The sequence below is a fragment of the Ruegeria sp. CF8 genome, assembly GCF_056537285.1.
In genome coordinates this window covers 292,828-313,253 of record NZ_JBQFRG010000001.1, presented here as the reverse complement: position 1 = coordinate 313,253, position 20,426 = coordinate 292,828, and the positions used below count along the sequence as shown (strand labels likewise).

Genomic DNA, 20,426 nt, shown 5'->3' with positions numbered 1-20,426 from the left:
GGGCGTCAGATTGGCAGGCCGAGGGCGCGACATGATCCGAGTTTTGATGCTTGTAGCAACGCTTGCCATTGCTGCGGCCTGCTCTGCGCCACCACCCTCGACCGGGGACGAGGTTCAACGGCTGGCAACTCAAATCCAAAGCTTGGGGCCCGATGTAGATCCCGACGAAGCCCAACGCGCGGCGCAAGTCGCTTATGCCTACACCGCGCAACTTGTTGATGAATACCAGATCACCGACCCACCCTTGATCCACAATACAAAAGTCAACAAGGGTCTACGCCCGCGCGGCTTATGCTGGCACTGGGCCGAAGACATTGAGCGCCGCCTGAAACAGGAAAACTTTCAAACGTTGGAGATGCACCGCGCGATCGCCAATGCCGACAATCCGTTTAGGATCGACCACAGCACGGCAATCATCAGCCGCAAGGGGGAATCGCTTTATGACGGTGTTGTGCTGGATCCGTGGCGCTATGGTGGAGTTTTGTTCTGGTCTCCACTAGTCGAGGACACCCGATACGAGTGGGTGCCGCGCGACGTGGTGCTAGAGAAACGGCGGCAGGAACAGGTGGCTAGGTTGAAACCCTATCAGCCGACAACGCCCTAAAGCTTGGACGAGATAATCCCGGTCGAAAACCCGCCCATACGCAGTTCGCCAAACAGGCGCTGATATTCGATCTTGGGACAGCGGTTCATCACCACCTCCACACCGCGGGCTTCGGCGAGGGCGGCTGCTTCGGGGTGTTCGACACCGATTTGCATCCAGATCGTGCTGAGGGAAGGGAAGGTTGCCAATGCTTCTTCAACGATAGGCGGCACAGCTTCGGACCGCCGGAAAATGTCGACCATGTCTACTGGCCCGGATATCTCTGACAAACTTCCACGCACCGTCTGGCCAAACAGTTCCTTGCCCGCGTGTCCCGGATTGACGGGGATCACATCGAACCCTTTCAGCGACAGATAGCGCGCCACGTAAAAGCTGGGCCGCACAGGGTTCATTGACACGCCGACAACGGCAACCGTCTTGGTCCGTTGCAGAATGGTCTTCAGGTGCTGATCGGAATAGTCTGGCATGCCCTATCCTTAGCATCGTTCCCAAAAGAAAAAAGCGCCCAAGAAAGCTTGGGCGCCAGTTGTTGGAACGAGGGACAGTGAAATGACCCGCGGCAGTTCCGTTCCGCGGTCACTGTGACATTTAGGCATGAGTTGGGTAAAAAAAAGAGGGGGCGCGCATTTTTGTGATGACTTTTCACAATTAGCTGATTCTCGCCTATTTCTGATACAAGATCACCGGCCAGTTTTCTTCTGCCATTTCAATGTACTCCGCCCTGTCCTTCCGCCACATCACTTCGATCTGAGGTGAATGCGTCAGGTACAGTCGGCCATCAACAACCTGCCATGCGTTGGGATCGGTGCTTTTCAGAACGCCGTTGGCCATCGCGTAAGAACAATACCCACCAAACTGCGGAGCAAAGGCGCGCGGGTTGCTTTCAAAACGCTCGCGGTTTTCGGCAGACGAAAAGTGCCATTCTGCCCCCTTCCACATAACCGCGTTTTCCGGGGCACCCATCACAGGCGTCGCGCCTTCGAAATAGGTCACAGGATCATACCCCGCCAAGGCCACACCTTCGGTGGCGAAATAGACAGGTTTATCCTGCGCAAACGCGACAGAAGTGAGGAAAAGCGCGCTTAGCGCGCCAAGGATGGTACGTCGGATCAGCATCGTCATGTCAGAATCTGCGTTCTTGAGAGTATCAAGATGCAAGTTTTCACGGGCAACGGAAGCCCTGTTGACAAGGATGTGATCGAGTTTCAACGCGAGGAAGATCAGTCGAAAATATCCTCAATCACATCCCAAGCTTCGTCGAACACGCGCGAGAACATGCTCTTTTTCTTCTTTTTGCGTTTCGCCTTTGGAGGCACCATATGAGACACCGCAGGTCGCGCCGGTTTGGTCTTCCCAGCCTTGCGCTTTGGCAGCATCTTCAAATCATGCAACGGCGCCCCGCAGCTTGAACAACTAAGCTCGTGCCGCTCTTTTCCTTTCAGAACCAGAGCCGCACGGGTCCCGCAATAACAGCAGGTGGCGATTTTGGATGGGCCGGAAATGACGCTCTCCTTCGATCAGGGACGAGATGCATATAAGGCGATTGCCGCCGCATTTGAGACGTTCAGCGACCCAAACCCACCTGCTGCGTCAATTTTCACCAACTGATCCACGGTCTCTTTGGTTTTTTGCCGCAAGCCTGGGCCTTCCGCGCCAAGCACAAGGGCCACTGGGCGATCACGTCCTTCGCTCAGCGCACCTTCGATCGTCACTTCGGATTCGCCATCCAGTCCTAGAACCAGAAAGCCCATGCCCTGAAGCTCGATGATCGCGTCCGCAAGATTGCGTACCCGCAGATAAGGTTGACGTTCAAGTGCACCGCTGGCGGTTTTGGCCAGCGCGCCCGTTTCAGGTGCAGAGTGATGGCGCGTACCAATCACAGCGCTCGCCCCCAGAACTTCGGCCGAACGCAGAATCGCCCCAACGTTATGCGGATCGGTTACGCGATCCAGCAGGATGACGCGCGGGTTTTCCCGACCGATACAGTTTTCAGCCAGACCGCCCCAGTCCAAGGGCTTGACCTCAAGCGCGGCCCCCTGATGGACTGACCCCGCATCGATGGGTGCGGAAAACTTGCGCGGGTCAACCATCTCGGCCTCGATCCCAGCAAAATCAATCGCTTCCGACAACTTGTCACGCGCATTACGTGTCACGATCAGGCGCAATTTCTGACGATTTGGGTTCATCAAAGCATCCCGCACCGCGTGCAAGCCAAACAGCCAGACAGTTTCCGCGGCGGCCGCTTTGCGCGCCTGTTCCTTTTCGACGACCCATTTGGGTTTCTTCATTTTGTGGGCCTCCGGGCCGGGAATTCGGTTTCCTGCGCCAAAGCGGAATTTTCCTGTTGACGCTCCTTTGGTGCGCTAGTAATCACGCCTCCACGTCAGGTGCAACGCCTGACAGTGGGCGACAGGCCGCAAGGTGTGGCAGGGGACTGTAACTCCCTCGCGGAGACGCACGCCTGGTTCGATTCCAGGGTCGCCCACCATCTTCCAAAGATGTGTGATTCAATGCAACCTGCTGTTAATTCGGCAGGGTTTCCCATTCCTGTACAACCGCACCATCCCGCAAAGCTAAAACCTTGCCAAATTGGTTCAACACCGCCTCGCTTTGTGTCGGGCGCAGCAAGGCAATATCGCCGGGTTGTACAATACTTGACGCCGGGCCTGTCCAGACCTCCTGATTGCTGGATCGACCAAAGATTGAGGAATAGGAAAAACCCCCAGGGTAGATCGGCTGTGCAAGGTAATGCCCCCCGAAAACAGCAACGTCCGTTTTGCGTCGCGGCAGAAACTCCAACCCGGGCAAAGCATTGCTGGGCATGGTCTTGAGTATCGGCGTCGCAATGAATGCTGCAGCCTGAAATGCCTTTGTCGAGCTGTGGTCGAAATCCGAAGGCTTGACCAGAACCGAACCAAAGGCAACCTCTGTTGCGGAACCGGATGAGGCATAGGTTTGAAAAGTCAGACTGCCACCAGTGTTCAAACACAACCCGGCCCCATTTTCTGGCAAAGCTGCAACGGCCAGACGATAGATCTCGGCACAGCGCCGCTCGGCTCGGGGCCTGAGAACAGAAGGCAGTTTTGCCAGATGCGCCTCATACCCCATTACGCCGCTCAACCGCGCCAATGGGTGTGCGGCAATCGTTTTTGCCACACTGGAAACCTGATCCACGCTCAGACCACCGCGATGCAAGCCAATGTCCAATTCAAGCGACAACCGCAAAGACAAGCCGGTCTGATCCGCGAGCGTCAGATACTCCTGCAAGCGTTCTGGGGTGTCGATCAGCCACTGCACACGATCTGCAGCGTCGGGGTATGCCTGAAGCGCTCGCGCTGCTGAACTGACGGGCAAAGGCTTGCCGATCAGGTGATCGGTGCCGCCTTCAGCTTGCAGCAAAGTGGTCAACATTGGCTCTGAGAACGTCATAAGCCCCGAAGTTGGGATCAGACCCCGGATTTGATCCAAAAGCGGTAAGCAGGGCAAAGATTTAGCAACCAAGCGTTTCTCAAGCCCAGCATCAACACTGGCCATCGCCTTCGCGCAATTGGACTCGAGCCGGTTCAGGTCAATTGCGATGACCGGATGATCCACACCGTAGTTTCGCAGAGATTGCGACAGACTGGCGACATACGGGTCGTTCATGGCTGAAACAGCTTCGCCAAGGCAGGCGTGAGGAACTTGCCCTGCGGATCAAGCTGCTCACGCAAGGCGCAGAAGCGGTCGAAATCGGGGTAAAGGCCGGATAGTTCCCGGTATGTCAGGCTGTGCATCTTGCCCCAATGCGGGCGACCTCCGGCCTCAACAAAAAGCGGCTCCAGCGCGTTGAAGTAGCGACTGTGATCCTCATCCGCATCCGTGTGAATAGCGACCGAGATACGCGGGCCGCCTTGAAACGGCGAAATGCACGCAGTGTCGCCTGCGGTCTGTCGTACCTCAATGGGGAAATAGATATCCTTGTGGTCCCGTTCGAGACGACGGAACACCTCAGCCAAAACGTCGCCGGCGACCTCAGTGGGCAAGTGATACTCCATCTCCTTAAAGCGGATATGGCGGTCACTGCACAAAACCCGCCAGCTTTCGCCTACGTAATCCTCGTCGGATTGCGCCATCGTCAAAAGTCTGAGCAAGGCTAAACGCAAACCACCGCTGAACCGCCCGGCGTTACGGGCCAGTTTCAGAACCTTGACCGCCAGCATATCCAGGTCACGTGGGGCCTTGGTTTCAGGCGCGTCGACCACTGCATGGCGTAGTTCGACGGCTTTGCCAGTGAAAGGAATGTAGAAAAACTCGAAGTTCCGGTTCTCAGCCCAGTTCTTGTGCATGTTCGCCAGACACTCAGGCAAATCGGTCAGCGTGACCTGACGGCGCAGATTGTACTTGGGCACAACATTGATGCGAGCTTCGGTCAGGACACCCAGCAACCCAAGCGTGACCTGTGCCATGTCCAAAGAAATATCTGAAGAGGTTAGTGTCTCACCGCTTGCTCCGACAAACCGCGCATCAGTGATTTCTGCGGCAAGACAGGGCAGCTCATGCCCCGTGCCATGGGTCGCAGTCGAAACCGCCCCAGCCAGCGATTGGGTATTGATGTCACCAAGATTGCGAAAAGCCAGCCCCCTATCAGCCAAAGCTGGGGACAGATCGCGCAAGCGCGCGTTGGCGTTCACCCAAACCTGCCCGTCCTCAGCCGCACCGATTGTCGGGGCCTCAAGCTGCGACAGGTCTAGAATACGCTCGGCCCCCGCCACAATCGGTGTGAAGGAATGACCAGCGCCAACGACCCTTAAGGTCTGAGGCGACATCACAGCGCGTTGCAACGCATCCAGTGTTGTCGGGCGCATGACCGCGGTATTCGTGTTTTCGTTTCCTGCCCAGTTTGACCACATTCAGCTCATCCTCCGTGTTCCGAGGATTGCAGCCCGAAGTCAGTGAAACAAGGCAGGGAATCAGCGTGTTACGTGACGTGACTTGGTTTAGGCCGCGTTGGCCTGCTGCGCGCTTACGCGTTCGAACCAAGCGACGATTGCGTTCAGGTCCGAGTCCAGCTGTTCCGCATCACCACCTGTGAAGTCCTGAAACTTCTCACTGTTCAGTCCGTTCACACCGACCAGTACCGGGATGTCCTGCGCCAGTGCATCAGCGATCACCGGGCGAAACCCGCGGCCATCGGCCTCGTGCTTGCCGAACTTGTTGATGATCAACAGTTGAGGTGCGTCGGACAGCGACGACGTTACATAGCCTACCGCCTGCTCCAGAGCAGCCGGATCCAGACGGCAACCGCGCGACTGGGTTCCCAGTGATTGCGAAATGCGGATGGTCTCTCCTTCGGGCAGCACGCGCACATCCATGTCGCACTTGCTGCTGTCTGCGCATTCGGTGTTGGTTTGAACAACGCCCGCCAGTTTCGCGCCAGAGGCCAAAAGGTGTTCTGCAACAGCGCTTAACAGGCGATCCGTAGCGCCGCGATCAGTGGTGGTGACATAGGCCAGATGCATCTTGGACCTCTTGTTTTTCGTTTGCGAAGAGTCAAATAGCACGCCCGAGCGTGTCCGACCACTCCCACAGCCATGGAAGCGGAGACAGGCCGATCACAGGTGCGTGCAGGTGAAGGAGAACCGCGTATACGACAAGCGCGGTCAGCCAGGCCCAGGGGCGCGGCAAGGGGCGCGGTGCGCGGAGTGAAAGCCGTGCTGTGTTTCGTGACAGGCGGACCCATTCAAAGCCCATTTCGCGGGATTTGCGCCGGTCGATCAAGGCCATGCCCATTGCCGCAAACCCCGCGAACAGCCCGAACAGAATCACGTGGGAGAGACTGCCATTGGCCACAAGATGCGCCACCGCCCACAACATCAGCGCGGCAAGGATCGGGTGGCGCGTTGTGCGCAGGATACCTGGCTGCTCAGGGTCAAAGGGGCGGTTGCCCAACCCACCGAAAGAAAACGGGTTTTGGATGGCCAACCCAGTAACAGCCAGCCAGCAAACAACCGGCATGATCAGAATCGGCACCCAACGCAAGGCTGCAAATGGTGGAATGACCTCCACATACGGTGCGTTCGCCGCAGCAATGATCAGCCAGGCCAGCACAGCGAGCGACAGGATGGAATACCCCGCAAAATATCCGCGATGTCCCAACGTTCCGATCAGCCACCCACGCACGGCAGGTCGCACGGGAATCGCGTGGCTAAGAAGGAAAGTGATGAGCGCTGCAAGGAATAAGACCCAACCGGTCATGGTGATCTCCGAATGTATTGGGATCGGTCTAGATCAGAATGGCAGCGGCTTCCTTGTCCGAAATCAAGTTAGGATCAGGGGCAGATGAACCACCCCTGTCCTGCTTTACAGCCCAAGCGCCGCGCGGCGCTCTTCAGCAAAGCCCTGAACGATGCGGTCGGCGATCAGTGCCAGAATCGCCATCGCCGCACCCGCCGAGATACCAAGCCCCACATCTGCCTGACCCAGCGCCAGATAGATCGACTGACCCAGACCGGTGGTGCCGATCAGCGCCGCGATAACCAGCATGGCGAAGGCGTAAAGGATGGTCTGGTTCAGCCCCAGCAGGATCGTCGGCGCGGCATAAGGCGCACGGACATCGCGCATGATCTGCCACTCGGTCGCGCCGCTTGAGATCGCAGCCTCCATCATCTCGTCAGGCGTATTGACCAGCCCGTGACGGGTGTAGCGGATCATCGGGACAATCGCGTAGGCACAGATTGCAAGGAAGGCCGAGAACTCGCCGATCTGAAACACCATCAGAACCGGGATCAGGAACACGAACAGCGGGATCGTCTGCAGCATGTCGCAGATCGGGCGGACCACTTTCCACACCGGCTCCCACACCGCGCTGGCCAGGCCGATCAGCCCGCCGACGACTGCACAGGAAAACACTGCCGCGCCGCTGAGATACAGTGACAGCAGCGCCCTTTCCCACAGGCCCGAAACCAGGATGGTGCACAGCAGCCCCACACAGAGCGCCGCCAGGCGCCACCCGCCTGCGACCCAGCCCAGCGCGGCAGCGCCGGTCAGGACAAAGGGCCACGGCAGGTTGGCGATGCCGGTTTCCAGCATTCCGATCAGGATCAAAACGATCAGGCCGCCCGTCAGCCGCCCACGCCACGCCATCAGCAGGGCAATCACGGCACCAACGGTGAACAGGCCGTAGCTCATACCCGCTGTCCATTGAAAGCCCCAGGTGAAAGGCAGAACTGCTTGATCCAGCCCGATCCGCAAAGGCAGCAGCACATAGAACAGCGAATTGTTCTTAAGCGCATCCAGCCACGGGCCATTGTTTTGCGTAAACGCTGTCAGGCCGCTGTCAACGGCTTCGGCCAAAGGGTCCAGCAGAGTCAGTTCGGACGGGTTCGGCAGCCACGCCCAGAAGGCGGCCGTGAAGACAACAGCAAAGCCCAGCATGGCCCAGACAACGCGGCTGTCATAGCGTTTGCGCTCGGTTGCCAGCGTGCCGCTCATCCGGTCGATCACCACGGCAAAAACCACGATGACCAGACCCGCCATCAGCGATTCACCAAACTGCGCCTTGCGCATGGTCAGCAGAACTTCCCAGCCGATGTCGTTGAAACCTCCGATGACGGCGGCAATGATGACCATCGACAGAGCGGCCATTAGACATTGGTTCACACCGACCATGATCTGCGTTGTGGCAGCAGGGATTTCGACCTGAAACAATTGCTGGAACCGGGTGCCACCAGACATGATGGCAGCTTCTTTGATCTCGGGCTCGACCCGCTCCAGCCCCAACATCACATTGCGCGCCATCGGCGGCGCGGCGTAGATGGCCGAAGCGATCAGGCCAACAACAGGCCCAAAGCCGAACAGCAGCAAAAGCGGTGTCAGATACGCAAAGGTCGGTACCGTCTGCATCACATCCAGAACGGCCTGAACAAAGGTTTTAACCCTCGGCACTTCATTGGCAAGGATGCCGATACCACCGCCCAAAATAAGTGCCACCGGGACGGATACTGCGACAAGGGCCAGCGTATTCATGCTTTCAGCCCAATAACCGGATGCCAAAACGAAACTGAGTCCCAGAAAGCCCAACGCCGCCATGGGCAAGCCGCTCAGATACCACCCCAACGCGGTCACAATCCCGATCAGGATGGGCCATGGCGTATTGCCCAGCACGAAATTCGCCCAGTTCATTGGATAGGTCATCATGTCCGAGAACAGCCGCATCGCCGGTTTAATCAGGTTGAGAAACCAATCAAGAAACGCCCCAACCCATTGGGTTGCAGGCAGTTCCCATACGGCAGGCCATTTGACCAGCCACGGGGCGATGCCCTCAAGCGCAAGGCAAACCGCACCGACGATGACCGTGATCAAAGCAGCCTTCGCACCCGCCGTCAGGTGCACGCTGTGTTGCGTCGGAAGATCAGTGACAGCGGTCATGTTTCGTCCACCTGCAATGCGGCGGCCAGATCAGAGGGATGAACCGTGCCAACGACATTGCCGCTGGCATCCCGCACCGGCACGGGCTCGTACAGTTCCATGCAATGTGCAAGGGCGGCATCCAGCGTCATCGAAGTGGTCAGGCCGGGATCGTCCGGGCCATATTCCGCCTCGCTCCGCATGACCGAAGCGACCTTGGCGTGCTGACCCTTGGCCACGTCTTTTGAAAACTCTCGGACGTAGTCGTCTACAGGCCGCAGCACGATATCCGTCGGCGTTCCGATCTGAACGATCTTGCCGTCGCGCATGATCGCGATGCGATCGGCCAGTTTCAGCGCCTCTTGAATATCGTGGGTGATGAAAACGATGGATTTCTTCAACGTCGCCTGAATGCGCAGGAACTCGTCCTGCAACTGGCGACGGATCAGCGGGTCGAGGGCCGAAAACGGCTCGTCCAGAAACCAGATATCGGGGTTCACGGCCAAGGACCGCGCAATTCCCACACGCTGACGCTGACCCCCGGAAAGCTGGCGGGGAAAACTGTCTTCTCGCCCTTCCAGACCGACAAGTGAGATCACTTCCTGCGCCCGCGCTAGCCGTTCCTTTTTGCTCACACCCTGCACGCGCAGCGGATAGGCCACGTTTTCGGCGACGGTCATGTGCGGGAACAGACCAAAGTGCTGGAACACCATGCCCAGCTTTTTGCGGCGCAGTTCGGTCAGGGCCTTCTTTGAGGCTCCGATGACATTCGCACCGTCCACCCGAATCTCGCCACCCGTGCCGGGCAGCAGTTGCGAGATACAGCGGATCAGCGTCGACTTGCCCGACCCCGAAAGGCCCATGATGACGAACAGCTCGCCTTCTTTGACCTCGAAATTGGCATCCTGCACCGCCGGTATGAATCCGTTTTCCCGCAGATCGGAGGCGGCCTTATCAGCGTCATTCCCTGACCGAGACAGCGCGTCGGTCAGGGCCTTTTCAGCGCCGGGGCCAAAAACCTGCCAGAGGTTCTGGCAGGCAATGGCTGGCATAGTCGCGTCAGTCACTTACGTGCTCACTGCGTCGCTGCGTCAACAACCGGACGCCACTTGCCTTCGTTTTCGGCCATCCATGCGGCGACAACTTCTTCAACCGAACCACCATCAACGTCGATCGCGCCCATCATTGGCTGCTGGTCTTCGACCGCCAGTTGGTAGTTGGACAGGATTTCATAAGCGGCGGGCCATTTGTCTTCCATGCCGCTCCAGCTGGCTTTGAAGATGCGGGACGGCGAGAAGTCGCAATCGTTGACCGCATTGGGATTCGGGCCCCAGGCCGGATCGTTAAAGCACGCTTCTTCGCCCGCAGGCAGGTCGACGAACTGAACATCATAGGCCGACATCGCCCAGTGCGGTTGCCAGAAAGTGATCAGCAGCGGCGATTTACGCTCGGTCGAGGCGCGCAGCTCGGCGATCAGAGCACCCTCGGACCCCGCTGGTACGGCTTTGAACGGCAGTTCCAGACCGGTCATGCGGTCCGCGCCGGGTGTGCCCCAATCAGCTGGATAGTCGACCAGACGGCCACCAGGCAAAGTTTCTGCCGTCGCAAACACCTGCGCGCAATCTTTCAACGCTTCCCATGCGGGCAGCCCTGGGCACAGATCAGCGACATGCGCGGGGTATGCGATGCCTTCTTTGGCATCCAGACCCAGATCGCCGATTTCGACCACGGTTCCTTCGTCAACCTTCTTGGCATACTCGTCCGACACGTTGGACGACCAGATTTCCAGTGTCGCGTCGATATCACCGTCAGCCAGAGCCTGGAATTGGTTCATCATGCCAGCCGTCACGTATTCGACGTTGTACCCTGCGGCCTTGAGCATCTCACCTGCCACATGAGTGGTCACGTGCTGGCCGGTCCATTCGTTGATCGCCAGCTTGATCGGCTCGTCCACGGCGCCCATATCCGCAGCTTGCACCGCGCCCGCGACGCTCAGAGCCATTAGGCTTACGCTTAGTTTTTTCATGGACTTTCTCCCTGTCTTTTTTGTTTTGCCCACCCCGGCGAGGATCATCCCGCCGGTATATTTGGTTGATGACAATACCATGTCGCAACATGCACAAATTTTGCCGGAAAAGGAAAGTGTCGCGACAATAAAAGCCAGAAAGGCTCCTCTGCCAAATCACTTGCGCTTCCCCCGAGCGCGACGACCGCACTCAACCCGGCCTGCCGTAGCCCCACAGACTACGGCGCGGGACATTGACTGACGAGTCAATCAGAAACCAACTTTCGACCGCTTGTCGAGAATTTCTTTGAAAAAGACCGTACTTTTTCTTACCCGACTAAAAAACTGGTCACTGTATCGCCAGACAGTGGTGACTTTACTTTTTGATTGCAATGATGGAACAAAAGGTAAACACTCAAGAGGTAATATCTAAGGCTTGGTATATGCGCGCGTTCGACGAAATCTTCGAAATTGCTGCTGAACGGCACGGCGGTACAGATGCTTTGCACGCAATGCTGTACAAGCCCAAAAGCCCAGATGAACTGGCAGCCCTACCAGAAGATCGTTGGCTGGCCATCATAACGAAATGCGTTTTTCAGGCCGGGTTCAACTGGAAGGTCATCGAAAACAAATGGGATGGTTTCGAAGCCGCGTTTGACGGTTTTGACGTGGGGCGATGTGCCTTTATGGACGACGAAAAATTCGATGCGTTGTTGCAAGATACGCGAATCGTACGCAACGGCACCAAGATTTCGACGGTGCGGGACAACGCTGTGTTTCTAATGGAATTGCGTGAAGAAGGCGGCGCCGGCAAAGTGCTGGGTGGCTGGCCTTCGCAAGACTATATCAGCTTGCTTGCACTGTTGGCCAAGCGCGGTTCGCGTCTGGGCGGGGCGTCGGCACAATATGCTATGCGGTTCATTGGACGCGACAGTTTCATTCTGTCCCAGGACGTTACCGCCCGATTGATCGCCGAGGGCGTGATCGATAAACCCGTCTCATCCAAGAAAGCGATGCTTGCAGTTCAGCAGGCCTTTAACACCTGGATGGACCAGTCCGGACGGTCCTTGACAGAAATAAGCCGGGTTCTGGCTATGAGCCTGTGAAAACGGTTTGCTGAACGGGCGCAGCAGACTAGGATTCTTCCTATGTTTCTGCGCTTATTTCTAGTTACTTTCTTATTTCTATCGTCTTGCGGCCGCCCGCTGACCGAACCAGAGCGCGTGTTTGCAGAAAGTATTCAAGGCGAAACACTGAACCTCGACAACGTACGTCTGGTCGAAGGCGCACCAGTTGCTCCGGTGACGTATTTCAGGGAAGAACGCCCACGTTTGGCATGCCGCGAACGCATCCTACCGCCTGTCGAAGCGGGGCTTGTCACCGGCAAACCCGCTGCAGTCGCCCTTTTCAACAAGGTCTATTTTGCGCGCGACTGGTATCTGGAAGACTATATGACCGACTTCCCCGATCAGATGAACCTAATCGCCGCGATGCTGCTAGCGCATGAACTGACCCATGTCTGGCAATGGCAGAATCGTGCAACCACCGGCTATCACCCCTTGCGGGCCGCAGCAGAACACGGCGGAAGACGGGATCCGTATTTGTTCGATCTGGATACCTCACCTGACTTTTTGTCCTATGGCTTCGAACAGCAGGGCGCGATTGTCGAAGAATACGTGTGTTGCCGCGCGCTGGACCCTCAGGCCGAGCGCACAGCAAGGCTCCACACTATGCTGGGTGCACATTTCGACCTGTCCCCATTGCCGGAAAAAGGGCGTGAACGGGCGGTACTACTGCCTTGGAGCGAGGCCGAAGTAGATGGGATTTGCAGTCAGTCCTGAAGCGTTTCCAGATAGGCCACCAGATCCACAATAGGTTGGCTTGTCAGGATCGGCTGACCCTGCGGCGTTTTCATAGATGTGTCCTGTCCGTCGAAATACGGACCATAAACCGGCATCGGGCTGCCGTGACTGACCAACGGGTCACGCCCATCGATTCGAGCAACCACACGAGCGGTTGGGAATACACCGTCTTCGCCAGACAAGCTGGTCAAATCACTTGGCTGCACGACCAGCACGCTGGCCATCGGCCCCTGCCCGGTCGCATCGATCCCGTGGCAGGTTGCACAATAGTGCATGTAAAGCTCCTCACCGGTCTTGGCGTCTTGCGCAAAAACCGCCTGAGAGGTGGCGAGCGAAATTGAAAAAACCAGCACACCAAGTTTTGCTTTGAACATCGTATCCTCCTGCCACGATAGACATTTGCAGGGTTGCCCGGTGGGCGCCTTGGCGCAATGATCCAGATCAACGCAGGCGGGAGGATGCAGGACATGACACAATACGCAGCCATAATGCTGGCAGCCGGGATCGGAGTGCCAATTCTGGCCGCTTTGAACGCGGCCCTTGGCAAGCTGATCGGATCGCCAACCACTGCTGCCGTGATCCTGTTCGCAATCGCTTTTGCCGCGTCAGCGCTTGTGATGCTGCTGTTCCCGGGGTTCGAAGCGCTATCCAAGGTCACTGCGGCCCCGAAACATCTGCTGCTGGCAGGCGTGCTGATCGCGTTCTACGTTCTGTCGATCACCCACGTCGCCCCGCATTTCGGGGTCGGCAACGCGGTATTCTTTGTTCTGCTGGGTCAATTGATCAGCACGGCGGCTATTGACCATTTCGGCCTGTTTGGTGCTCAGATCACGCCGCTGACGTGGATGCGGGCCGGGGGTATCGCCGTAATGGCCGTTGGTGTTGCGATCACTCAACTGGCCTGAGCACCCCAGCCTCAAGTCTAACCGTCCGATCCATACGCGCCGCCAGTTCAAGGTTGTGCGTCGCAATCAAGGCCGACAACCCCTCGTCCCGGACCAGTGACATCAGCGCATCAAACACCTGATCCGAGGTTTCGGGGTCCAGATTTCCGGTTGGCTCATCCGCCAGCAAAACGCGCGGTTTGTTGGCCAGCGCCCGGCAAAATGCAACCCGCTGTTGTTCACCTCCCGACAGTGCCGCTGGGCGATGGCTGGCGCGTGGGGCAACACCCACCCGGTCCAGAAGGTCCATGGCCCGCTTTTGCGCCGCTTTTTCGGAAATGCCGTTCGCCAGTTGCGGCAGAGTGACGTTTTCAAGCGCTGTGAACTCAGGCAGCAAATGATGGAACTGATAGACGAACCCGACATCCTGCCGTCGCAACGCTGTTCTGGTTCGGTCGCCCTTGCCAGCCACGCTCTGCCCGGCAATTTCGACCGAACCTTCGTCGGGCATATCCAACAGTCCAGCAATGTGAAGTAACGTTGATTTGCCCGCACCGGACGGGGCAACCATCGCCACGGCCTCACCCGCGCGCAGATCCAGATCGACGCCGCGCAGAACCTGTACTTCGCCCGGTGTGCCCTTGAGATAAGTCTTGGTCAGGCCATTCAGACGCAATGTGACATCATTCATAGCGCAACGCCTCAACCGGGTTCAGACGCGCCGCACGGCGCGCTGGAAAATAGGTGACGATGAAGGACAGGCCAAGCGACAGGCCAATTGCCTTGAGAACGTCGCTCAGGTGCAACTCGGCCGGCAAAGCATAAATGCCGCGGATCGACGGATCCCAGACGCCGCCGCCCATCACATAATTCACGAAAGAAAAGATCGGATCGATATAGATCGCAAAGAGGCATCCCAGAATGACTCCCATCGCAGTCCCGATCAGGCCGGTGAACGCCCCGCAAATGAAAAAGACACGCAGAACCGACCCTTCGCTAAGGCCAATGGTCCGCAGGATGCCAATATCGCGCCCCTTGTTTTTGACCAGCATGATCAGGCCCGAAACAATATTCATCGCAGCGATCAGGACTAGGATCGACAAAATGATGAACATCACGTTGTCTTCAACTTCCAATGCCCGCAGAAAGCCCCCCGAGGCGTCCTGCCAAGTCCATATCTGACTGCGTTCGCCCGAGGCTTCGAGAATCGAGATCAGGATCGGGCCCAGTTCTTCAGGCTTTTCCACCATCACCTCAATCTCATCTGCAACACCTTCGCGGTTGAAAAAACTCTGGGCCTGCGAGAACGGCATATACACGCGGGTGCGGTCGATATCATAACGACCTGCCGAGAACACATAAACGACGCGATACGCGTTCACACGCGGCGAGGTGCCAAAGGCAGTTTTGACACCATTGGGCGAGGTCAGTTTGATAACATCCCCCACGGTGGCACCGATGCTACGCGCCACGCCGGATCCAATGGCAATGACATCTTCACCGCTCTGAAACTCAGTCAGATCGCCTGCAGACTGTTCCGCCTGCGCAATACCCGGCAGGTCGCGCAGATCGTCAGGACGGATGCCAAACACCTCAACCCCGCTACTGCGATCACGATTGGTGATCAACACCTGTCCTTTGACCAAAGGTGCTGTTCTTTCAACACCGGGCACCTCCGCGATCCGGGCCGAGCGGTCTTCGTAATCGGCTATCGTTCTGTCGAGCCGACCCTGCGCGTCGATTTCACCTGAAGAAAAAACCGTTACATGTGCGTTGGCCCCCAGAATGGTGCCCACAAATTCCGAACGGAAACCAGACCGGACCGACAATGTCGCGATCAGAGCAAACACGGCGAGGGTGATCCCGATCAGTGAAATCCACGTCATGACGCTGACACCACCTTCGGCCCTGCGGGCCCTTAGGTAACGCCATGCTATCTTCCATTCAAAAGGGGCAAAGGGCGGGGGTGTGTTGGCCATGCCTGCTCCGGGCTGTTTCTTGTTTGCGGCGACAGTTTCGGCATTTCACCAGATGGTCAAGCCGGTAGTCACCAAGACTCGGTTCCTGAACCTGAATGCGCAGCAGTGATTCGGGTCGCCGGGGACAAGTCGCGGCGAAACGGATGACTTCAAAACGCCGTGCTACACCGTGAGTTGTGAAGCCCTTCACAGACAAGGTGATATTGTTTCAGTTATGAAGTTAATCATCGCACTTTGTGAGTCTGTGAATCGAAAAGGCAACAATGAGGGCGAAATTTTATTACTCTTTTTGATTATTTTCAGAAACTTTGTCACCCTAACTACGGGGGAACACATTTAAAGAGCGGGGGTCGCTCAATGAATTTTCAAATCTCTACCAATGGCGCGGGCGCAATTCCGACCCGCAAGGCTTCAACAGAACTGGATTGCGAGACTGCGGCACTGCTGCGCGCGGCCATTCGGCCAATCTTTGTCAGCGCGGCAAGCTGGAGCAATCTGGCTGATATCCTCAAAGAAAAAGGATACCGGCTGGCGTTCCGTCAGGGACGTTTGTGCATCACGGATCGGACGACCGACGCACGCGTTTGCGGGCTGCGGTTTCTGGGTCTTGAGTTTCGCGAACTGGTCAGCCGTCTGGGTCGACCGATTGTGGTCGCGCGCGGCGACGGCGCCAATGGCGACGTTCTGGCAGAGCGCCCAACGGCAGACCAGGACTGAGATCAAAGCCAGGCAACCTGAGTTGGCCGCGGTTGACGGCCAGACCAAAATGCTGGCCGCCTAGTTTGTTCTAACGAGTTCACGGTGACTGTTAATTGTGCACCTGAAGATTGCGATCAGGCGATCTTCGCATAGATTTCTGCAACTTTGGTGACTGCCGCTTCCGGGCTCAGCTCTTCGCTTTCACCTGTGCGGCGGCAGGTCAGTTCAACCACACCATTCTTCAGACCACGTGGGCCGACGGTGATACGCCAGGGCAAACCAATCAGGTCCATGGTTGCAAACTTGCCCCCTGCCCGTTCGTTGCGATCATCGTACAAAGGCTCCAGACCCAAGGCGGTCAACGCCGCATAGATCTTGTCGCAGGCCGCATCTGCTTCTTCATCACCCTGCTTCAGGTTCACAATTCCGCAGTGGAACGGTGTTACGCCCTCGGGCCAGATGATACCTTTGTCGTCATGGCTGGCCTCGATGATCGCGCCGATCAGGCGGCTGACGCCGATACCATGGCTGCCCATATGAACAGGGACGGACTTACCGTCAGGACCCTGAACCGTTGCACCCATCGCTTCAGAGTACTTGGTGCCGAAGTAGAAGATCTGACCAACCTCAATACCTCGGGCCACGCGACGGCGTTCCTCGGGGATTTGGTTGAACAACGCCTCATCATGCGTCTCGTCCGTGCGCGCGTATTTCGAGGTGAACTCTTCCAGAATAGCCTGGCACTGTTCGCGGTTGTCATAATCGATCTGGCGGTCGCCGAAGGTCAGGTCGGTGACTGCACTGTCATAGAAGACTTCGGATTCACCGGTATCCGCCAGCACAAGGAACTCATGCGTGTCATCGCCGCCGATCGGGCCAGAATCGGCGCGCATCGGAATCGCCTGCAAGCCCATGCGTTCATAAGTGCGCAGATAGCTGACCAGATGGCGGTTATACGCGTGCAGCGCATCTTCCTTGGTCAGGTCGAAATTGTAGCCGTCCTTCATATAGAACTCACGCCCCCGCATCACGCCAAAGCGTGGGCGGATTTCGTCGCGGAACTTCCACTGGATCTGATACAGCGTCAGTGGCAGGTCTTTGTAGCTGTTGACGTGGCCGCGGAAGATATCGGTCACCAGCTCTTCTGCGGTGGGCGTATACAACATGTCGCGCCCATGACGGTCCTGCATGCGCAGCATTTCCTGACCGTAGTCGTCATAGCGCCCGGATTCGCGCCACAGGTCGGCCGATTGCAGGATCGGCATCTGGATCGCGATGTGGCCTGCACGCGCTTGTTCCTCGTGCACGATGTTTTCCAGCTTGCGCAGTACTTTGAAGCCCAGCGGCAGCCACGAATAAATCCCGGCGGCGGCTTGCTTGATCATACCCGCGCGCAGCATCAGCCTGTGGCTGACGATCTGGGCCTCAGACGGGTTTTCCTTGAGAACGGGCAGAAAGTAACGGCTCAGGCGCATGGATGGACCTTCAAAGGTAAGAATTCGACTGCACAGGTGATTATTCCAAAGCCCAGCCGGGGGCAATCGAACATTGGCAGATTTGCGACTTCGCGTCAGTCGGTTTTTTGATTGACCCGCCAATCGAGAGTTTCAATTGTAACAGAATTGCGAAACTCAAGAGGCGCCGATGCAAACTATTCAGGAACCCGCTCGCCAAATCCCCGTCATCCATCAGACCGACGTGTTGGTTGTTGGCTCTGGTCCCGCGGGGCTGGCCGCAGCGCTGGCGGCGGCGCGCGCCGGGGCTGAAGTATCTCTGGTCGACCGCTTCGGTTGCATGGGCGGCAACATCACTGCTGTGGGCGTCGAGGGGTTCGCGTGGTACCGCCACGAAAAAACCGTCGAAGCAGGCGGTATCGGGATGGAGTTCGAAACCCGCGCCAAGGACATGGGCGCGGCGGTGCCGGAAAGCCAGTCGTTGAGTTATGAACTGGACAGCGAAGGGTTCAAGCTGGTGGCCGACAAGCTGGTCGAAGAGGCAGGCGTGCATCCAATGCTGCACCGTCAGTTCGTCGCCCCCATCATGGAGGGCGACCGGATCACCGGCATCATCACCGAATCCAAGGCCGGGCGCGAAGCAATTCTGGCCAAGGTCGTGATTGATGCCACCGGCGACGCGGATGTAGCCCATCGTGCAGGTGCTCCGACCCACAAGACGCCGCGCGAGGATATGATGGCCGCCTCGGTCATGTTCCATCTGGCTGGCGTCGACAAACGCGCCTTCATGGAGGGCGTCAAAGCTGACCCACAGACATACAAGGACTGGGGCGGAGGCGGTGAATGGAACATCGAGACCAGCGGCAAAGAGGACGACATGTTCTCGCCCTTTGTTCACAAGCCATTTCAGCAAGCCATAGATGAAGGGCTGATCCCGCCGCATCTGAACACTATTGCAGGCACCTGGGGCGCGATGCATGACACCGGTGAGCTGACTTACATGAACCTCATCCACTTGGCCGAGATCGACGGGACCGACCCCGACAGCCTGACACGCGGCGAGATCGAGGGCCGCCGCCAGTCGATGCTGGCCATCGACGCTTTGCGCCGGTTCATGCCGGGCTGTGAAAACGCGCGGCTCCGGAACTTCGGTATGACCATTGGCATCCGCGACACGCGCAAGATCGACGCAGTGTATAACATGACCGAAAACGACGCCCGCCATCAGGGTCGGTTTGAAGATACCATTGGCATCTATCCCGAATTCATCGACGGCTATGGGATCCTGATCCTGCCAACCACGGGGCGTTATATGCAGGTTCCCTACCGGTCTATGCTACCAAAGGGAATCAAGGGTCTGTTGGTTGCAGGTCGGTCGCATGGTGCAGATCGGGTAGCGCACGCCGCCACGCGCAACATGGCATGTTGTGCGGTCATGGGTCAGGGTGCAGGCATTGCGGCCGCCCTTTCACTCAAAAGCAATCAGGACCTGGACCAGTTGAATTTGGCACCTGTTCACACGGAACTGGAACGCCAAGGAGTTAGGATTCACTAATGGACAGCATTCCAACAATCGACATCTCGCCTTTGAGCGAACCGAAAACCGATGCATACGAAGCAACGGTGCAGCACATCCTTGAGGCTTGTACCGGGATCGGGTTCCTGTCCATCACCGGGACAGGCGTGACTCAGGAAACCGTTGATCAAGTCAGACAGGCGACCCGAGAGATCTTTGCCATCGATGAAGCGCGTAAATGGGATCAGGCCATTACCCGCGAAAACTATCGCGGCTATATCCCCATGGGGTTCTTCACACCCAACGATGGCTCGGGCAACGCGGACAAATACGAAGGCTACAAGCTGCATCACGAAGTCGCGGCAAATGCCCCGATACGCTCGGTCTGTTCTTTGTACGGGCCGAATCTGTGGCCGGACGAAGTACCCGGCGCCAAAGAGATCATTCTGGGTTACTGGAGCCAGCTGGATCGGGTCGCCGATCTTTTGCTCGGGGCGTTAGAGACAGGTCTGAACCTGAAGCCAAACACGCTGCGCAGTGCGTTCCAAGACCCGATGACCAACATGACCCTGCTACACTACCCACCGCAGGCTGAGGGCGAGGCCGGCTATGGTATCCATCCGCACAAAGACACAGACGCGCTGACCATCATCGCCCCAGATCCGGTGGGCGGACTTGAAGTACAGACGCGCAATGGGGGATGGATCACGCCAAACTGCCCGCCGGGCGGGTTCGTCGTCAATATCGGCGATATGCTGGAGCTTTGGTCTGGCGGCCGGTTAAAGTCCACGCCGCACCGGGTGGTCAACCGGTCAGGCAAAGAGAGGTACTCTTTCCCTTACTTCGCCGTCCCTCGCCACGACGTCATCGTCGAACCATTGTTGGCTGCGCTGCCGGGTTTCGACCGCCCAGCTGTCCATTGCGGGCATTGGTCTGCCGAAATCTGGCGCACCAACTGGCCTGATGAGACCGCAGGCGACGATACGCCTGAACTGGGGACACTAAAGGACTAAAGGCCGCAAATTCAGGCCAAATGAA

At 57.5% G+C, this 20,426-nt stretch carries 22 protein-coding genes and 1 tRNA gene; 8 read left to right on the top strand and 15 right to left on the bottom strand.

Annotated features, from left to right (window positions below; genetic code table 11):
- Positions 1–31: 31 nt before the first annotated feature.
- On the top strand, positions 32–604 hold the full coding sequence (locus tag ACR0EV_RS01540; RefSeq protein WP_171092393.1) for a hypothetical protein: 573 nt from the start codon (positions 32–34) through the stop codon (positions 602–604).
- Here the strand turns inward: ACR0EV_RS01540 and ACR0EV_RS01535 are convergent.
- The 4 genes from ACR0EV_RS01535 to rlmB form a co-directional block, all read right to left on the bottom strand.
- Positions 601–1,071, bottom strand: coding sequence for a CoA-binding protein (locus tag ACR0EV_RS01535; RefSeq protein ID WP_480798487.1), 471 nt, complete (start codon positions 1,069–1,071; stop codon positions 601–603). The two genes, ACR0EV_RS01540 and ACR0EV_RS01535, sit on opposite strands and share 4 nt — an antisense overlap.
- 196 nt (positions 1,072–1,267) lie before the next feature.
- The gene (locus ACR0EV_RS01530) at positions 1,268–1,726 is read right to left on the bottom strand and encodes a YHS domain-containing (seleno)protein (protein ID WP_480798486.1); all 459 of its coding nucleotides are present in this window, start codon (positions 1,724–1,726) and stop codon (positions 1,268–1,270) included.
- Positions 1,727–1,824: 98 nt separating this feature from the next.
- The gene (locus ACR0EV_RS01525; protein WP_480799000.1) at positions 1,825–2,106 is read right to left on the bottom strand and encodes a hypothetical protein; all 282 of its coding nucleotides are present in this window, start codon (positions 2,104–2,106) and stop codon (positions 1,825–1,827) included.
- A gap of 15 nt (positions 2,107–2,121) precedes the next feature.
- Entirely contained in the window at positions 2,122–2,892 is a 771-nt protein-coding gene (gene rlmB, locus ACR0EV_RS01520; RefSeq protein WP_480798485.1) for a 23S rRNA (guanosine(2251)-2'-O)-methyltransferase RlmB, read from the bottom strand.
- A 116-nt stretch (positions 2,893–3,008) separates the two neighbouring features.
- Here rlmB and ACR0EV_RS01515 point away from each other — a divergent pair.
- Positions 3,009–3,092 (top strand) — tRNA-Tyr (locus tag ACR0EV_RS01515).
- Positions 3,093–3,127: 35 nt separating this feature from the next.
- On the opposite strand, the gene ACR0EV_RS01510 is transcribed toward ACR0EV_RS01515, so the two are convergent.
- The 7 genes from ACR0EV_RS01510 to ACR0EV_RS01480 form a co-directional block, all read right to left on the bottom strand.
- Positions 3,128–4,249, bottom strand: a complete 1,122-nt coding sequence (locus ACR0EV_RS01510; protein WP_480798484.1) for an alanine racemase — start codon at positions 4,247–4,249, stop codon at positions 3,128–3,130.
- Positions 4,246–5,493, bottom strand: a complete 1,248-nt coding sequence (locus ACR0EV_RS01505) for a D-arabinono-1,4-lactone oxidase (protein ID WP_480798483.1) — start codon at positions 5,491–5,493, stop codon at positions 4,246–4,248. Before ACR0EV_RS01505 ends, ACR0EV_RS01510 begins: the two co-directional genes overlap by 4 nt.
- Positions 5,494–5,580: 87 nt before the next feature.
- Complete coding sequence (locus ACR0EV_RS01500) at positions 5,581–6,102, bottom strand: DUF2478 domain-containing protein (RefSeq protein ID WP_480798482.1); 522 nt, start codon at positions 6,100–6,102, stop codon at positions 5,581–5,583.
- 31 nt (positions 6,103–6,133) lie between these two features.
- Complete coding sequence (locus tag ACR0EV_RS01495) at positions 6,134–6,838, bottom strand: NnrU family protein (protein ID WP_480798481.1); 705 nt, start codon at positions 6,836–6,838, stop codon at positions 6,134–6,136.
- Positions 6,839–6,943: 105 nt separating this feature from the next.
- Positions 6,944–9,010, bottom strand: a complete 2,067-nt coding sequence (locus ACR0EV_RS01490; RefSeq protein ID WP_480798480.1) for an ABC transporter permease — start codon at positions 9,008–9,010, stop codon at positions 6,944–6,946.
- Positions 9,007–10,056 (bottom strand): quaternary amine ABC transporter ATP-binding protein, encoded by a 1,050-nt coding sequence (locus tag ACR0EV_RS01485; RefSeq protein WP_480798479.1) that lies wholly within the window; start codon positions 10,054–10,056, stop codon positions 9,007–9,009. Before ACR0EV_RS01485 ends, ACR0EV_RS01490 begins: the two co-directional genes overlap by 4 nt.
- 8 nt (positions 10,057–10,064) lie before the next feature.
- Positions 10,065–11,015, bottom strand: coding sequence for an ABC transporter substrate-binding protein (locus ACR0EV_RS01480; RefSeq protein WP_480798478.1), 951 nt, complete (start codon positions 11,013–11,015; stop codon positions 10,065–10,067).
- 422 nt (positions 11,016–11,437) lie between these two features.
- Between ACR0EV_RS01480 and ACR0EV_RS01475 the strand changes: the two genes are divergently transcribed.
- Complete coding sequence (locus ACR0EV_RS01475; protein WP_480798477.1) at positions 11,438–12,100, top strand: DNA-3-methyladenine glycosylase I; 663 nt, start codon at positions 11,438–11,440, stop codon at positions 12,098–12,100.
- A gap of 42 nt (positions 12,101–12,142) precedes the next feature.
- The gene (locus tag ACR0EV_RS01470) at positions 12,143–12,835 is read left to right on the top strand and encodes a hypothetical protein (RefSeq protein ID WP_480798476.1); all 693 of its coding nucleotides are present in this window, start codon (positions 12,143–12,145) and stop codon (positions 12,833–12,835) included.
- On the opposite strand, the gene ACR0EV_RS01465 is transcribed toward ACR0EV_RS01470, so the two are convergent.
- Entirely contained in the window at positions 12,826–13,230 is a 405-nt protein-coding gene (locus ACR0EV_RS01465) for a c-type cytochrome (protein ID WP_480798475.1), read from the bottom strand. The genes ACR0EV_RS01470 and ACR0EV_RS01465 overlap by 10 nt on opposite strands.
- Positions 13,231–13,323: 93 nt before the next feature.
- Between ACR0EV_RS01465 and ACR0EV_RS01460 the strand changes: the two genes are divergently transcribed.
- Positions 13,324–13,761 carry a DMT family transporter gene (locus ACR0EV_RS01460; protein WP_480798474.1) on the top strand — a complete coding sequence of 146 codons (438 nt, stop codon included), beginning with the start codon at positions 13,324–13,326 and terminating at the stop codon, positions 13,759–13,761.
- Here the strand turns inward: ACR0EV_RS01460 and ACR0EV_RS01455 are convergent.
- Both ACR0EV_RS01455 and ACR0EV_RS01450 read right to left on the bottom strand, forming a co-directional pair.
- Positions 13,745–14,431, bottom strand: coding sequence for an ABC transporter ATP-binding protein (locus ACR0EV_RS01455; RefSeq protein ID WP_480798473.1), 687 nt, complete (start codon positions 14,429–14,431; stop codon positions 13,745–13,747). The genes ACR0EV_RS01460 and ACR0EV_RS01455 overlap by 17 nt on opposite strands.
- Positions 14,424–15,719: a lipoprotein-releasing ABC transporter permease subunit gene (locus ACR0EV_RS01450; RefSeq protein ID WP_480798472.1), complete on the bottom strand. Its 1,296-nt coding sequence runs from the start codon at positions 15,717–15,719 to the stop codon at positions 14,424–14,426. The genes ACR0EV_RS01455 and ACR0EV_RS01450 overlap by 8 nt, the downstream gene beginning before the upstream one ends.
- Positions 15,720–16,076: 357 nt before the next feature.
- Here ACR0EV_RS01450 and ACR0EV_RS01445 point away from each other — a divergent pair, with 357 nt between their 5' ends.
- Positions 16,077–16,436, top strand: coding sequence for a hypothetical protein (locus ACR0EV_RS01445; protein WP_480798471.1), 360 nt, complete (start codon positions 16,077–16,079; stop codon positions 16,434–16,436).
- A gap of 116 nt (positions 16,437–16,552) precedes the next feature.
- Here ACR0EV_RS01445 and proS read toward each other — a convergent pair whose 3' ends face one another.
- Positions 16,553–17,893 (bottom strand): proline--tRNA ligase, encoded by a 1,341-nt coding sequence (gene proS, locus ACR0EV_RS01440; protein ID WP_480798470.1) that lies wholly within the window; start codon positions 17,891–17,893, stop codon positions 16,553–16,555.
- 169 nt (positions 17,894–18,062) lie between these two features.
- Here proS and ACR0EV_RS01435 point away from each other — a divergent pair, with 169 nt between their 5' ends.
- Both ACR0EV_RS01435 and ACR0EV_RS01430 read left to right on the top strand, forming a co-directional pair.
- The gene (locus ACR0EV_RS01435) at positions 18,063–19,427 is read left to right on the top strand and encodes an FAD-dependent oxidoreductase (RefSeq protein ID WP_480798469.1); all 1,365 of its coding nucleotides are present in this window, start codon (positions 18,063–18,065) and stop codon (positions 19,425–19,427) included.
- Positions 19,427–20,401 (top strand): isopenicillin N synthase family dioxygenase, encoded by a 975-nt coding sequence (locus ACR0EV_RS01430; RefSeq protein ID WP_480798468.1) that lies wholly within the window; start codon positions 19,427–19,429, stop codon positions 20,399–20,401. The genes ACR0EV_RS01435 and ACR0EV_RS01430 overlap by 1 nt, the downstream gene beginning before the upstream one ends.
- Positions 20,402–20,426: the final 25 nt, after the last annotated feature.

Coding starts and splice junctions, on each gene's coding strand:
- ACR0EV_RS01540 (WP_171092393.1), top strand. CDS start 32: ATGATCCGAGTTTTGATGCTTGTAGCAACGCTTGCCATTGCTGCGGCC.
- ACR0EV_RS01535 (WP_480798487.1), bottom strand. CDS start 1,071: ATGCCAGACTATTCCGATCAGCACCTGAAGACCATTCTGCAACGGACC.
- ACR0EV_RS01530 (WP_480798486.1), bottom strand. CDS start 1,726: ATGACGATGCTGATCCGACGTACCATCCTTGGCGCGCTAAGCGCGCTT.
- rlmB (WP_480798485.1), bottom strand. CDS start 2,892: ATGAAGAAACCCAAATGGGTCGTCGAAAAGGAACAGGCGCGCAAAGCG.
- ACR0EV_RS01510 (WP_480798484.1), bottom strand. CDS start 4,249: ATGAACGACCCGTATGTCGCCAGTCTGTCGCAATCTCTGCGAAACTAC.
- ACR0EV_RS01505 (WP_480798483.1), bottom strand. CDS start 5,493: ATGTGGTCAAACTGGGCAGGAAACGAAAACACGAATACCGCGGTCATG.
- ACR0EV_RS01500 (WP_480798482.1), bottom strand. CDS start 6,102: ATGCATCTGGCCTATGTCACCACCACTGATCGCGGCGCTACGGATCGC.
- ACR0EV_RS01495 (WP_480798481.1), bottom strand. CDS start 6,838: ATGACCGGTTGGGTCTTATTCCTTGCAGCGCTCATCACTTTCCTTCTT.
- ACR0EV_RS01490 (WP_480798480.1), bottom strand. CDS start 9,010: ATGACCGCTGTCACTGATCTTCCGACGCAACACAGCGTGCACCTGACG.
- ACR0EV_RS01480 (WP_480798478.1), bottom strand. CDS start 11,015: ATGAAAAAACTAAGCGTAAGCCTAATGGCTCTGAGCGTCGCGGGCGCG.
- ACR0EV_RS01475 (WP_480798477.1), top strand. CDS start 11,438: ATGCGCGCGTTCGACGAAATCTTCGAAATTGCTGCTGAACGGCACGGC.
- ACR0EV_RS01470 (WP_480798476.1), top strand. CDS start 12,143: ATGTTTCTGCGCTTATTTCTAGTTACTTTCTTATTTCTATCGTCTTGC.
- ACR0EV_RS01465 (WP_480798475.1), bottom strand. CDS start 13,230: ATGTTCAAAGCAAAACTTGGTGTGCTGGTTTTTTCAATTTCGCTCGCC.
- ACR0EV_RS01460 (WP_480798474.1), top strand. CDS start 13,324: ATGACACAATACGCAGCCATAATGCTGGCAGCCGGGATCGGAGTGCCA.
- ACR0EV_RS01455 (WP_480798473.1), bottom strand. CDS start 14,431: ATGAATGATGTCACATTGCGTCTGAATGGCCTGACCAAGACTTATCTC.
- ACR0EV_RS01450 (WP_480798472.1), bottom strand. CDS start 15,719: ATGGCCAACACACCCCCGCCCTTTGCCCCTTTTGAATGGAAGATAGCA.
- ACR0EV_RS01445 (WP_480798471.1), top strand. CDS start 16,077: ATGAATTTTCAAATCTCTACCAATGGCGCGGGCGCAATTCCGACCCGC.
- proS (WP_480798470.1), bottom strand. CDS start 17,893: ATGCGCCTGAGCCGTTACTTTCTGCCCGTTCTCAAGGAAAACCCGTCT.
- ACR0EV_RS01435 (WP_480798469.1), top strand. CDS start 18,063: ATGCAAACTATTCAGGAACCCGCTCGCCAAATCCCCGTCATCCATCAG.
- ACR0EV_RS01430 (WP_480798468.1), top strand. CDS start 19,427: ATGGACAGCATTCCAACAATCGACATCTCGCCTTTGAGCGAACCGAAA.